The 13762-nt window shown below is 54.3% G+C and carries 13 protein-coding genes, 1 tRNA gene and 1 pseudogene; 4 read left to right on the top strand and 11 right to left on the bottom strand.

Annotation, left to right across the window (positions count from 1 at the left end):
- The first annotated feature begins 354 nt into the window (after positions 1-354).
- Entirely contained in the window at positions 355-975 is a 621-nt protein-coding gene (locus tag BOW53_RS10040; protein WP_078487854.1) for a hypothetical protein, read from the top strand.
- A gap of 247 nt (positions 976-1222) precedes the next feature.
- Here the strand turns inward: BOW53_RS10040 and BOW53_RS10035 are convergent.
- From BOW53_RS10035 to pncC, 10 genes are all read right to left on the bottom strand, one after another.
- A tRNA-Ser gene (locus tag BOW53_RS10035) sits at positions 1223-1313 on the bottom strand.
- 203 nt (positions 1314-1516) lie between these two features.
- Positions 1517-1702 (bottom strand): carbon storage regulator CsrA, encoded by a 186-nt coding sequence (csrA, locus tag BOW53_RS10030; RefSeq protein ID WP_078487853.1) that lies wholly within the window; start codon positions 1700-1702, stop codon positions 1517-1519.
- Between the two features lie 241 nt (positions 1703-1943).
- Positions 1944-3170, bottom strand: coding sequence for an aspartate kinase (locus tag BOW53_RS10025; RefSeq protein WP_078487852.1), 1227 nt, complete (start codon positions 3168-3170; stop codon positions 1944-1946).
- 143 nt (positions 3171-3313) lie between these two features.
- Positions 3314-5944 (bottom strand): alanine--tRNA ligase, encoded by a 2631-nt coding sequence (alaS, locus tag BOW53_RS10020; RefSeq protein ID WP_078487851.1) that lies wholly within the window; start codon positions 5942-5944, stop codon positions 3314-3316.
- 184 nt (positions 5945-6128) lie between these two features.
- The gene (locus tag BOW53_RS10015) at positions 6129-8156 is read right to left on the bottom strand and encodes an AsmA family protein (protein ID WP_078487850.1); all 2028 of its coding nucleotides are present in this window, start codon (positions 8154-8156) and stop codon (positions 6129-6131) included.
- Between the two features lie 174 nt (positions 8157-8330).
- On the bottom strand, positions 8331-8744 hold the full coding sequence (locus BOW53_RS10010; protein WP_172838858.1) for a regulatory protein RecX: 414 nt from the start codon (positions 8742-8744) through the stop codon (positions 8331-8333).
- Positions 8745-8779: 35 nt separating this feature from the next.
- On the bottom strand, positions 8780-9832 hold the full coding sequence (gene recA, locus BOW53_RS10005) for a recombinase RecA (RefSeq protein WP_078487848.1): 1053 nt from the start codon (positions 9830-9832) through the stop codon (positions 8780-8782).
- 87 nt (positions 9833-9919) lie between these two features.
- Positions 9920-10144: a 2'-5' RNA ligase family protein gene (locus BOW53_RS10000; protein ID WP_078487847.1), complete on the bottom strand. Its 225-nt coding sequence runs from the start codon at positions 10142-10144 to the stop codon at positions 9920-9922.
- Positions 10042-10395, bottom strand: a complete 354-nt coding sequence (locus BOW53_RS13960) for a 2'-5' RNA ligase family protein (RefSeq protein WP_425442918.1) — start codon at positions 10393-10395, stop codon at positions 10042-10044. Before BOW53_RS13960 ends, BOW53_RS10000 begins: the two co-directional genes overlap by 103 nt.
- Positions 10396-10444: 49 nt before the next feature.
- A complete protein-coding gene (gene pncC / locus BOW53_RS09990) occupies positions 10445-10930 on the bottom strand; it encodes a nicotinamide-nucleotide amidase (RefSeq protein WP_078487845.1) in 486 nt (161 codons plus the stop codon).
- Between the two features lie 640 nt (positions 10931-11570).
- On the opposite strand from pncC, the gene BOW53_RS09985 reads away from it, so the two are divergent.
- The 3 genes from BOW53_RS09985 to BOW53_RS09975 all read left to right on the top strand — a co-directional run bounded on the left by BOW53_RS09985 (position 11571) and on the right by BOW53_RS09975 (position 12865).
- Positions 11571-11843, top strand: coding sequence for a cupin domain-containing protein (locus tag BOW53_RS09985; RefSeq protein WP_078487844.1), 273 nt, complete (start codon positions 11571-11573; stop codon positions 11841-11843).
- Positions 11844-12260: 417 nt separating this feature from the next.
- The gene (locus BOW53_RS09980; RefSeq protein WP_078487843.1) at positions 12261-12542 is read left to right on the top strand and encodes a type II toxin-antitoxin system Phd/YefM family antitoxin; all 282 of its coding nucleotides are present in this window, start codon (positions 12261-12263) and stop codon (positions 12540-12542) included.
- Positions 12539-12865, top strand: a complete 327-nt coding sequence (locus BOW53_RS09975; protein WP_078487842.1) for a type II toxin-antitoxin system RelE/ParE family toxin — start codon at positions 12539-12541, stop codon at positions 12863-12865. The genes BOW53_RS09980 and BOW53_RS09975 overlap by 4 nt, the downstream gene beginning before the upstream one ends.
- Before the next feature lie 420 nt (positions 12866-13285).
- Here BOW53_RS09975 and BOW53_RS09970 read toward each other — a convergent pair.
- Positions 13286-13495, bottom strand: a pseudogene (locus BOW53_RS09970) (thermonuclease family protein); the annotation flags it as partial.
- Positions 13496-13762 lie beyond the last annotated feature (267 nt).

Here is a 13762-nt window from a genome sequence, read left to right as displayed (position 1 = left end):
CCACAAGAGGCTATCGATCACCGAATGAATTATTTATGGGGCGGCAAGTGGATTTGCTTGCTGCCTAATTGAATTGCAGTTATTACTTGAAACCGCCAATGATGACACCACCTCCTGCCCAGACTTACATATTTCTAATAATGACAGACGGCTGCATACTCTAAGTCTAAAAAAATTGCTGGCTTAATCGCCGACTCTACGAATGAGATTTCAGTTTCAAAGGATATACAAACCATTGCTGGCACCTCAAGCTGTATAAGGGTTGGGCATTACATTCCTCGCGGTACCATCCGCTATCCAGTTTTCTTTGGAATCGACATTCACGATGGAGATCTGGAAAGCATAATCAACCATGTGATTGGTCTTGATGGATCAGCCATTTTACTGATGCCGTCTATCGACAACATCAGTCAGTCCAAGATTAATGCTATTCGTGCCAAAGGTTCAGATTTAATTGGATTGCAAAATTTGCAAGGCGAGAATTGTTTATTAGATACGGAAAAAGCTTTGCAGAGCTTTAACGCGTTTTTTGAGTCAATTAAGGACCCTGATCCTGAAATAGAGTGTAAGAAGTTCTCCACTCCATCAGGTGCTTCGTGGGATAAATTTATTTTTGAGTGGCAGGAAGAACAGCTTCTAAATGATGAGCGTACACAAAAAGCCCATAAAAGAGAGGTTATCATTGTTACCTGTGGAGATGAAACGCAACGCTATGAGCCAGCAGATCTTCATATGATGAACAAGAAAACTAAAGAACCAACTTTACAGTGGGTGTTGCTCAGAAGCTTTATTCAAAATCAAGGCATTATAGGATGGGGCGATCAGGCAGCTGCCGATAATGTTAAAACACAAAAGAAGGAGCTGATCAGGAAACTTAAAAAAGCTTTCTGGCAGTCCGATGATCCAATACCTCATGTTAAAGGGGAAGGCTATAAATGCCGTTTCACCTGCAGAGCACCAGAAAACACGCAATAAATGCTAGGCATAGACTGCTGCCAACTGGTAAATTGCTAAACCACTGATTTCCCATGACTAAAAGCTCCGTACTTCGCTTTTCCAAGTACGGTGTTTTTCAGGAAAGGGGCATATATAGGAGGAAAATTAGAGAAAAACGGGGTGTTTTTATAGAGAGGAAGTCAATTGAAAATAGCAAAAAAGCCCGCAAATGCTGGGCTTTTGAGGCTATGCCATCTGGGGCATATGAAAGTTCGCTTTAGGTTAATGGCGGAGAGCGAGGGATTCGAACCCTCGATACGCTATTAACGTATACGCCCTTAGCAGGGGCGCGCCTTCAGCCACTCGGCCAGCTCTCCAAAAAAACTGATTGTCAGAACAGACCCTTGGGGCCGCTCCAGAAAAGAGGCGCTATTCTAACCCAAATATTATTTTCCGCTCTACTGTTTTTTTGCCTGAAAAGGCGTGTTGAATCCACTACTTGTTATCAGTGAAATTATCAGACCAAGAAACGGGGATATAATTGAATCGGGGCTCATGAGAGCCCCGATGAGGTGATGCCTTAGGCTTCGTCCTGTTGGGTCTGTTCCCGCTTGATGCGCTCGTAAATCTCTTCACGGTGCACGGTTACATCCCGAGGTGCATTGACGCCAAGGCGAACCTGATTGCCTTTGACGCCCAGCACCGTAACGGTTACCTCGTCGCCAATCATCAGCGTTTCACCTACGCGGCGAGTCAAAATCAACATCGTCCTGTCTCCCTGTATTCCAAGTTCCAGAATGGCGACTCAATTGCAATGCCCGAGCACGTCAATCTGCCCAATAAGTAGTAGAGTCGCCGCCAACCAAGCACTTAACCCACTGGAAAACATCCTGTGGAAAAAGGGCCATAGAATATTATCAGCTAAATCACGGATTTTAAAGGGGATAATCAGAAATTAACGATTATCCGCCTTTGCCCAATATCACTGCTGATACTTTGAAAATAGCCTATTCTGCAGCTTCCATTGCAAGATTGAAGGCTTCGTGCAGGGAGCGGACGCCCAGTTCGAGATATTTCTCGTCGACGACCACAGAGATCTTGATCTCGGAGGTGGAGATCATACGAATATTGATCCCCTCCTTGGCCAGGGTCTCGAACATGGTGGCAGCGATACCGGCGTGGGAACGCATGCCGACACCAACCAGGGAGATCTTCACAATCCCTTCATCGCCATCCACTTCACGTGCCCCGACAATCTCAGCGGTCTCTTTCAACAGCTCCAGCGCCTTGGGATAATCGTTGCGGTGGACGGTGAAGGTGAAGTCGGTGGTGTTATCTTCAGAGATGTTCTGAACGATCATGTCCACTTCAATGTTGGAACCCGAGATGGGTCCCAGGATGCTGTATGCCACACCGGGTTGATCAGGTACGCCTCGTATGGTGAGTTTTGCTTCATCACGGTTGAATGCGATACCAGAAATTTTTGCTTGTTCCATACCCTCGTCCTCAAAGGTGATCAGGGTGCCCTCGCCTTCCTCGAAACTGGAGAGAACGCGCAGGGGTACATTGTATTTACCGGCGAATTCGACGGCTCGGATCTGCAGAACCTTGGAGCCAAGGCTGGCCATCTCGAGCATCTCTTCGAAGGTGATCTTCTCCAGCCTGCAGGCCTTGGGCTCAACACGGGGGTCCGTGGTGTAGACGCCATCCACGTCGGTAAAGATCTGGCACTCGTCAGCAGTCAGGGCAGCCGCCATGGCAACCGCCGTGGTATCTGAGCCGCCACGACCGAGTGTCGTGATATTGCCGTGCTCGTCGACACCCTGGAAACCGGCAACGACCACAACACGCCCCGCTTCCAGGTCGGCCCTGACGCGGGCATCGTCAATATCCTGAATTCGTGCCTTGGAGTGGGCACTGTCAGTGAGGATGTGCACCTGGCCACCGGTGTATGAGCGGGCCGGGCAGCCGATTTTATGCAGCGCCATGCTCAGCAGTGCGATGGTAACCTGCTCGCCTGTTGCAACCAGCACGTCCATCTCGCGGGGATCCGGGCGTTCGTTGATCTCTTTGGAGAGCGAAATCAGGCGATTGGTCTCGCCGGACATGGCGGAGACCACCACGATGATCTGATCGCCTCGTTCACGCACTGCAGCCACTTTTTCGGCAACGGCCTGAATGCGTTCGGGGGTACCCACCGAGGTACCGCCATATTTCTGGACAATAAGAGCCATTTCTTCAGATGCTCGCTTTTACTAACAACACGCCAGGCGGAGAGTCCCTCCTGGCGCCAAAAGCCGGTCATTAAACAATAAAAACGACATGGGATAAACCACCGAAATCAGATACCGATCGCTTTTGCAGGACGATAAGGTAATCAGGCGCCGAGTTTTTCCCGTACCCAGGATTCCACGGAGTCCAAAGCACCCGGCAACGCCTCAGGATTGTTGCCACCGGCCTGGGCCATATCCGGGCGTCCACCGCCCTTGCCTCCGACCTGTTCGGCCACGAACTTGACCAGGTCGCCCGCCTTGACCTGCTTGGTCTGGTCCTTGGTCACACCCGCCACAAGACTTACCTTGTTGCCAGCTACCGTGGCCAGAACGATAACTGCGCTGCCCAGCTTGTTCTTCAGCTGGTCCATGGTCTCGCGCAGGGACTTGGGGTCGGCCCCCTCCAGGTTGGATGCCAGCACCTTGATGCCGTGGACATCCACGGCACTGCCGGCCAGGTCGCTGCCTGCCGCACTGGCCATCTTGGACTTGAGCTGTTCAAGCTCTTTCTCCAGTTTGCGGTTTCGTTCCAGCAACTGTGCGATCTTGTCGTCAATCTCGTCCCGACCCGCCTTGACGAGGTCGGTGATCCGGTGCAGGCGATCTTCATCCGCTTCCATCCACTCGATGGCCCGTGCGCCTGTCACCCCTTCGATACGACGCACACCGGAGGCGATGCCCGTCTCTGCGGTGATCTTGAACAGGCCGATGTCACCTACCGCCTTAACGTGGGTACCACCACACAGTTCCGTGGAGAAATCGGACATGCGCAGAACGCGCACCTGGTCAGCATACTTCTCGCCAAACAGCGCCATGGCGCCACTGGCCTTGGCGTCATCCAGGGACATGATGCGGGTCTCCACCATGTGATTTTCCCGAATCTGCTCGTTGACCATGCGTTCGATGGTCTTGAGCTGCTCCCGGGTTACCGGCTCGAAGTGGGAGAAGTCGAAGCGCAGGCGCTCGGCATCCACCAGGGAGCCTTTCTGCTGCACATGGTTGCCCAACACGTTGCGGAGAGCGGCATGTATGAGATGGGTCGCAGAGTGGTTGAGGGCTGTGCCGTCACGCTTCTCATCGTCCACTTCGGCAACCACGGAGTCACCAACGTTCAGAACATCACCCTTGAATTTTCCGATGTGCACGAAGACATCGCCGCCACGCTTCTGGGTGTCCAGCACCTGGAATGCCTCTCTGCCCAGGCGAAGTAGGCCGGTATCGCCAACCTGGCCACCTGACTCGGCGTAGAAGGGGGTGCGGTCCAGTACAACCATGCCCTCTTCCCCGTCACCCAGGGTATCCACGGACTCACCGTTCTGGAACATGGCGATAACGGTGGCCTCGTCTTCAAGCCGTTCGTAGCCGGTGAAATCGGTTTCACCATCCAGGGAGATCTCCACCTGCTGTTCGCTGCCGAACTGACTGGCTGCACGGGCACGTTGGCGCTGCGCCTCCATCTCCGCTTCAAAGCCGGGCATATCCAGGGTGAGGTTACGCTCCCGGGCAATATCTGCAGTCAGGTCAGTGGGAAATCCGTAAGTATCGTAGAGTTTGAACACCGTTTCGCCGGGAATCTCTTTGCCATCCAGCTCGGCAATGGCCTGGTCGAGAATTTTCATGCCCTGTTCCAGGGTCTCGGCGAAACGCTCCTCCTCCAGCTTGAGCACACGTGCTACCTGGGACTTGGCCTCCCGCAGCTCGGGATAGGCCGCACCCATCTCGTCACACAAGGTCTCAACCAGGCGATAGAAGAAGAGCTCGCTGGTTCCCAACATGTATCCGTGGCGAATGGCGCGACGAATAATACGGCGCAGCACGTAGCCTCTACCTTCGTTTGACGGCAGTACGCCATCCACCACCAGGAACGCGCAGGAACGGATGTGATCGGCGATCACGCGCAGGGATTTCTCTTCCAGGTTGTCGCAACCGGTGAGCTTGGATGCTGCCTTGATCAGGCTCTGAAACAGGTCGATCTCGTAGTTGCTGTGCACGCCCTGCATAACCGCGGCCAGGCGCTCCAGGCCCATGCCGGTATCCACCGAGGGGCGTGGCAGCGGCGTCATGTTGCCATCTGCATCGCGGTTGTACTGCATAAACACAAGGTTCCAGATCTCGATGTAGCGGTCCCCATCCTCTTCAGGAGTCCCTGGAGTCCCCCCCCAGATCCCGGGGCCGTGATCGTAGAAGATCTCGGAGCAGGGACCACAGGGACCGGTATCCCCCATGGACCAGAAGTTGTCACTCTCGTACTGCTTGCCACCAGGCCTGTCGCCAATGCGGCTGAAGCGGGAAGAATCTACACCGATCTCCTTGAGCCAGATGTCCGCCGCCTCGTTGTCATCCTCGTACACCGTCACCCACAGTTTGTCTGCCGGCAGACCAAGGGTTACAGTGAGAAAATCCCAGGCATAGTGAATCGCATCCTGCTTGAAGTAGTCACCGAAGCTGAAGTTGCCCAGCATTTCGAAAAAGGTGTGGTGACGCGCAGTGTAGCCCACATTCTCCAGGTCGTTGTGCTTGCCGCCGGCGCGAACGCAGCGCTGTGAAGTTGTTGCCCGCTGGTAGTTACGCTTGTCGCGTCCCAGAAAAACGTCCTTGAACTGGACCATGCCTGCGTTGGTGAACAGCAAGGTGGGGTCGTTGGCCGGCACCAGGGGACTGCTGGCCACCTCTTCATGATCTTTGGCGACAAAGAAATCGAGGAATGCTTTTCGGAGTTCTGCGCTGGTTTTCATACCGTCTGGAAAATGCTAATACCAAAAAGGAGAATGGTATGCAGAACCAGGCAGAAAGTCACTCTCCATCGTACAAAAAAAAGCCCTGAAATTCAGTAATTCCCCCAGAAATTGGGTTAGTGGCAGCCGGAGCGCCGGCAACAGGTGTCAGGAGACGGGACGACAGATCACCGGGGCGGCCACACTAGTCCCCTCCCAATCTATCGAAAATATCAACCTTCGGCGCTTTTTTCGGCGTCTTTTTACTTGGCTTACTCCTGCCAGAGGACGCCCTCTTGGCCTTTGGCTTGTGTCCAAGCGCCGTCATGCATGGGCTGGGATCAGCAGTTGCCTTGTCAAACAGACTGCCGAAGAGTAATGAGGCGCCCCCTGTGGCTACGGCTGTATAAACCTCCAGGCCCGTCTTGGCAGTGTTGGCAGCGTCCAGGCCCAGCTCCGGGTTCGCCAGGGAACCTTGTATGCGCGCTGTACTCATCAGGTCCCCTGCCCCGATACCCAGGTCAACTGAATCCTTGCGTGGCTTGGGGTTCAACCCGATATCCAGGCGCTCGTTTCGCAGGTCGATGGTTCCCGAACTGACCAGGGTCATCTTGTCTGTCTCTGCGGCGACTCGCTTGTCGTATTCAGCCACTCCACCTTTGAAACTGAGATTTGCAACGGCACATTCGAGGTAGGTCCGATCATCCTTCTTTGCCACTGGACTGACTGCGACCAGCAACTCGCTGAGGAGGTCTGCGCCTGCAAGATCGAGGTAGCAGTTATTGATTTGCCCACTACCGACACTGACCAGCACTTTTCCGGAGAATGAACCCATCAGCGCGGCAACTGACCTGCCCTGGCCCTTGAGCCTGGCGTCTACCTTGGTAGCACCGCCTTCCAATACGTTTTTCTCACCAGCTGCCTTGAGCATTTCTCCCAAACCCAGGGAGTTGCCGGACAAACGCGCGTCGACCTGCGCCACCTTGCCCTTGATATCCAGATTCAGGGATGCCGTAAGTTTGCCGCCACCGGCATTCGCTTTCAGGGGTGCAATCTTCAACACACCGCCCTCCAACAACGCCTTCAGACTAAGGTTGTCCAGGGCAATCTTCGTCCCGAGTACCCTGTCACTCTGCAGGGTGAGAACGGCATCAAAGCTCCGCAGGGCTGACAGATCCAGGGGCTTCGACGAAAAGAGCTTGCCCCCCCTGGCACCTGCTTTCTCCTTTTCATTCCCTCTGAAGTCGAGCAGATCCGTGTTGAACTCTCCTACCAATTGAGGGCGTTGATCAGACAGGTTCCATCGTGCATGACCTTTCAGCTTGTAGTTGCCAAGCTGAATATCCATCTTATTCAGTACAATGGCGCCTGGAACCCCCTGTAGTGCAGTCGAAATACTGAATGCGCCAAGGGCATCCCCATCGTCTTTCCCTGGTTCGAGCAAGGCAGACAACTCATCGGCTGACAGGTCCAGATCAAGCTCAAACCCCTCCATGCCCGCAAACAAATCAACCACGCCCTGCAAGTCCATATCTGCAGCTTCACTCTTTGCATGCAGATCGACCTTTACAGGTTCACCGGTCAACAGGGTGCGATAGGTCGCCACCTGTCCGGATACCTCGACCCCTCTCCCGGCGATATCCCCTCTCCATAACAATGATACGGGTTCATCAATGGCATCCGCCTGGACATCCAAAAGATCCATACGCCATGCGTTGCGCTCACCTGTCCTGGAATCCAGGTACGCGATTTGTCCATTCTCGATCCACAGGCTATTGATCATCAGGAGGTCTGACATCCCTTCCCCCTGCTCCGCTGCTTCAGGATCTTCCGTAGAAGCATTGAAAACCCAGTTCCCCTGGCCATCCTGGCCCCGCTCCAGGAAGAGGTCGGGTTCTGTAAAACTGAGTTCCAGTATCCTGATTTCACCAACCAGCAGCGAGGACAACTCCAGCTGGATGGCAAGGCGCCTGGCAGACAACATCGCTTTACGTGTGCCCCACGCCGCATTGGAAAGTAAAACGTCATCGGCAGTGATCCGCGGATTCAACATGACCCCCAGGTTGACCGGGCCATTGATGAGCAGCTCACGCCCCGTAGCCGCCTTCACCCTGGCTACGATTTCGGGCTTGTATTGATTGAGATCGACGAGCGACAGGGCTGTGAAGCCTGCAATAAAAAGCACGGCAAGCAACCCTGCCAGCACACCCACGATGGTCTTCAGTCTGCCCATTCGATAACCCACAGCCCAGGTTTCATCAGAATAAGGATAGACGCGGGTCCAGGAAAAAAACCGTGAACAGTCGCTTAGATTGCGTATCACGGAAAACGGACCGGGACCAGAAATAGTACTGAATTGACTAAGAAAAAAGTCGATTATCAACGAATGAACGGCGGCAGCAGCCGATCACTCATCGCTCCAGAGAAAATCGCGGATCATATCTGTGGGAAAACCACGGTATTCGAGAAACCGGGCTCGCTTGGCCTTCTCCTTGTACTCCTCTACGGGAGAAGCGCCGTACTTGCGCCCTTCTGCATCACGAAGCAGATCCCTCCACTCGGCGTCTCTCTCATCCAGCCACTCATCGACCAGGTCGCCACTCACCCCCTTTTGCTGGAGTTCCTGGCGAATACGCAGGGGGCCGTAGCCTTTGCGCTTTCTGGATTCGACATATTGCTCGACAAAACGACTGTCGCTCTGGAGCCGTTGCGACTCCAGTCCATTGAGCACCTGGTCGAGAAGTTCGGGATCACCTGCCCTGGCACCAAGCTTGCGCTTCAGTTCAGCCCGGGTGTGTTCCCGGGAGGCGAGCAGGCGCACAGCCGCCTGCTCGATCTCCTGTTTGTCGGACTTGTTCAGGCTTCGGCCTCCAGCTCAACCCCGTCATCCTCGGCGGAAACCTCAGCTTCGTCCTCTGGCTTGGGGAATACCGCATCCCGCACCCTCGCTTCGATCTCCTGGGCGATATCGGGGTTCTCTTTCAGGAAGTTGCGCACGTTCTCCTTGCCCTGGCCGATGCGGTCACCGTTGTAGCTGTACCAGGCACCGGATTTTTTGACAATCTCTTCCTTCACGCCCAGTTCGATAATCTCACCTTCACGGGAAACACCCTCGCCGTAGAGAATTTCGAAAGTGGCCTGCTTGAAAGGTGGCGCCACCTTGTTCTTCACCACCTTTACCCTGGTCTCGTTTCCTACCACCTCGTCGCCCTTCTTGATGGAACCGATACGGCGAATATCCATGCGCACCGAGGAGTAGAACTTGAGGGCGTTGCCACCGGTAGTGGTCTCAGGGCTGCCGAACATGACACCGATCTTCATGCGAATCTGGTTGATGAAGATGACAATGCAGTTGGAGCGCTTGATATTGGCAGTGAGTTTTCTCAGCGCCTGGGACATGAGACGCGCCTGGAGACCCACATGGGAGTCACCCATTTCACCCTCGATTTCGGCCTTGGGCGTCAGCGCTGCCACCGAGTCCACAACGACCACATCCACTGCACCAGAGCGCACCAGCATGTCGGTAATCTCCAGGGCCTGTTCACCGGTATCCGGCTGTGAGACCAGCAGCTCATCCATGTCTACGCCCAGTTTCTCGGCGTAGACAGGATCGAGGGCGTGTTCTGCATCGACGAACGCCGCGGTACCGCCGCTCTTCTGCGCCTCGGCAACGATGTGCAGGGTGAGGGTGGTTTTACCGGAGGACTCCGGGCCGTAGATCTCGACGACACGCCCCTTGGGAACACCACCGATACCAAGCGCGATGTCCAGGCTCAGGGAGCCCGTGGATATGGTTTCGATATTGCGCACGGCACTGGCATCACCCATGCGCATGACAGAACCCTTGCCAAACTGCTTCTCGATCTGGCTAAGCGCTGCGCCTAAAGCTTTCTTACGATTCTCGTCCATTGTATCCCCCGATCTGGTGAAAATTGCGGCCCTGCCGTCACTGCGTTCTCTAATTGTTCTCCATTATGGCACAGCTTGAGGCTCAAGTCATGAGTCCATGTCCCATTTTTTTACAACTTCGTAATGCGGGGGCGCCCTGCCCCCATGGGACGTCACCAGAACGAATTCGCTCACCCCCCACTCCAGGGGCTCATCCAGCCGGTAAGCGTCTACGAAACGGGCCTTTCGGGCGAGGGTGACATGGGGACTGTAGGGCCTTTTCTCCGGCTTGAACCCGCACCCGATGAGCTCCTGCTGCAGGTTCTGCACCAGGGAAACCGCTTCCGGGGCGTCTCACTTGGCCCGCACCAGAGAATGCGCGGGCGCTTCCAATAGCCGACGCTGTCAACGGAAAACCTGAAGGGTTGTGCTGCAACCCGGTCAGCGGCCTCGATGACACAGCCGTACTGCTCGGCATCCACCATGCCGAGAAAGACCAGCGTGATATGCAGTTCCTCGGGGTGAAGCTGGCGTCCGCCGTGCCCGGAGAGAGACTGACTGATGCGGATGAGCCCCTTGCGCACGGCCTGGTCGGGCCAGAGGGCAAAAAAGAGTCTTTGGGCACCCTGCTGTTCAGTCAATGATTTTCAGAACTCCGTTCAGTGCGGTAATCACGGCCTGCCTGCGTACCTGGTCGCGATCACCCTTGAAGCTGTATGTACCGATCACTAACTCCCCGTTGTCTCTTCCCCAGGCGAGACAGACGGTGCCGACGGGCTTCTCCGAGGTCCCGCCCCCGGGACCAGCAATACCGCTGATGGAAACGGCAACATTGGCCTGGCTGTTGTCCAGGGCACCCTGCGTCATCTCCCTAACCGTCTCTTCACTCACGGCACCATGACGTTCGAGGGTGTCTTCGGAAACCCCCAGCATCTCCTGCTTGGCTTCGTTGCTGTATGTGATGAAACCGCGATCGAAACAACCGCTGCTGCCTGCGATATCGGTCAGCGCCTTTGCCACCCAGCCGCCTGTGCAGGACTCTGCGGTAGTCATGACCAAACCTTTTGCGGCCAGCTGCTCGCCGAGCTTTCTCGCCAGTTGTTCCAGTTCCTGATCCATATACGAAGTATCAGCAAGGAGAGACGAGAGTTCAATCAGAAACAACCACAAGGAGGGAGAGAATGCAAGAGATCGCCTGTCGCCGAGCAAATGAACGCTCTGTCGCAAACATGGCGACATACAGCCAGACGGTTCGCATGAGATACCGCACACGGGGTTTCGGGGTGCGGTTGCCTTAATCAGCCGGCCTGAGAGCTGCCGCTTAAACGGCTTGAGCCAAGAGCTTGCTCTCTTTAGGTGCCGTAAGGACAATCGTGACAGTGATTATCTCCAGGCTGCTCCCTTCTGCAGGGATCTTTACCAGCTCTTTCTGCTGCTTCCATGCACTCTACTACTTTGAAGTGATCTTCTCTGACCACTCCATGATAAATTTCAGAGTACATTGTTTTTTACCTACGCTTTGTTAGTCGGATTAAGAACAAGCGTTGCGACACATTACTCCCCACCCGACAGGGAGGTCAAGCACCGACATGGTGCATAGCCGACATATGCCTTACAAACATTATGGGAAATAGTCGAATTGTGATCCACTTCGCATTGCCACCGCCCAACTTCGAAATCTGACCGGAATACAAAATTGAGATACACTGTCCCGCCAGCCATGGCATTAATGTTGATAGAAACTGAAAAGAACAGACCCATGCAGATACATTGTGAGCGCCGCCCATCCCCTGCAAAACTGGAGATATTGGGCGTCTTCGACTGGCCCATCTGGGAGAAGGTAATCTCTGAATTTCCATGGAGTTACGATAAGCAGGAGACCTGCTACTTCCTTCGCGGCAAAGTGATCGTCACCCCGGACGGTGGCGAACCCCAGGAGTTTGGCCGCGGAGACCTCGTGACCTTCCCTGCCGGCATGAGCTGCACCTGGAAGATCCTGGAGCCGGTGGAAAAACACTACGCCTTCGGATAATAAAAACCGCCATTAAGCCAGATGAGCAAAGCGCCGGAGAGTTCCAAGCACACCCCCATGATGCACAGGTGTTTAATCATTGTTTAACAAGGATATTTTTAATAACAGAAGCATAAAGGCTACACTACAGGTTACAGTTTTTCAGCCCCTTGCTTCATGGTGTGTGTTTTTGTTGTAACCAATTGTTTTATTAAACTTAATTCTTATTACCCATTACTCCTGCCGCAAAGGCGTTAACGCATTGTTTAACAAACATATTCTCAAATTACACGGCATAAAAGCTACACTTAACGGCCGGTGACCTTTGCTCCCACCGGTTCCAGCTGGTACCTCTTAAAACCGTGGTCCGCTTTGCGTTGGCACCAAATATGGACTATATTTGGTACGTTCTGGAATCAGAAATACGGCGGATACATTATGAAACTTAGCGAATCGATCAAACCCATCAGCTACCTCAAAAGTCATACGGCCGAGGCCTTACGAGACGTCAACGAGGGCCAGCGGACCATGGTGATCACCCAGCACGGTGAAGCCAAGGCGGTTCTCCAGGACATCCCCAGTTACGAACAAACCCAGGAATCGCTGGCGCTGCTCAAGATGCTGGCCCAGAGCTCCAAGTGCAATCGAGAGGGGCGCAGCAAGCCCGTCAAAACCGCCTTCGCGGATATCCGCAAACGCATCAAGGAAAGCACCGGGTGACACGCTACCGCGTCCGGGTTTCAGAAGAAGCGGAACACGACCTGATCGACATCTACCGTTACGTTGCAATCCATGACTCGGTGGAGAAGGTAACGTACGTGCTGGAGCAACTAGAACCGCTCTGTTCGAGCCTTGCCGATCTGCCCATGCGGGGCCATATCCCGCCCGAACTGGATCGGATCGGCGTGACGAATTACCGGGAGGTTCACTTCAAGCCGTATCGTGTCATCTACGAGGTCATCGGGCAGGACGTCTTTGTTCATTGCGTCCTGGATGGGCGACGAGACATGCAATCGTTACTTGAGCGGCGTCTGGTTCGGTAGGGGCTACCTCTACACTTCCGCCTTCGCGCAGTAGGTTTGCCGCTCTCATATTACTGTTGCCATCCTGCTGTTGAGCATGCCGAGCAAGGGGTATCGATAAATCCCACTCGATTGTAAATGAACCATTTTTTAGATTTAATATCAAGGGCTTAATAGATAATCCATGTAGTAATACCATGCTCAGAAGTAGTTGTACTGGTAGCGCTTATAATAACAGCGCGGATTCAACTCGCTAGTGCAACAGGTGGGTTGATCCCGAAATGAATTAAGCAGTCTGGAAGAATAAAAAAAGCGGTCGTGCTCTATTGGCATGGCCGCGTTACGTGGTCCTATCAGGGGCTTGTGGCTCTTGCGCCTCCTCAGACCGACACAAGTGTCGATCACTGCGGCGGGGCGCTACTGGCTCAAACTGCGCAGCGATCAGTATCCGCACCAATGACGGCGGCGTTCTCTCCACGCATCCGGGCCGGGCCTCCACTCGACGGCTAACCCCTCGGCAATGAGGGTTTGCCCCACGTCTCGACCGTCGATCAGCAGGTGAACAAGGCGACGGTCGTACTTGTCGGCTTGGCCAGAATCGACAACCTCGATGCGCTGAGCGTTGGCAACCAGTTCGCGGAGGCGTGCGGTTGCCTCGCGGCCCTTCGTTAGCTCGGCGTCGCACCTGGACTTGTAGGTCTCCTTCCTCTACGATATTCGCCGCTACCTGCGGCGGGGTCTCGCTCCTGAGTCCGGCCTTAACAAGGAAGGTAAGAGGAAAACGGGACAGATTTACTTTCTCGGCAACCGCGAACTAGCTGCGCGGATTCAACTCGCTAGTGCAACAGGTGGGTTGATCCCGAAAAATACCTGATTAGGTGTTTTAATGCCAAGGCATTTTCGAGGGCGATTGTTCAG

The sequence above is a fragment of the Solemya velesiana gill symbiont genome (assembly GCF_002020805.1).
Classification (GTDB): domain Bacteria; phylum Pseudomonadota; class Gammaproteobacteria; order Chromatiales; family Chromatiaceae; genus Sedimenticola_A.
This window is presented reverse-complemented; position numbering and strand designations above follow the sequence as displayed.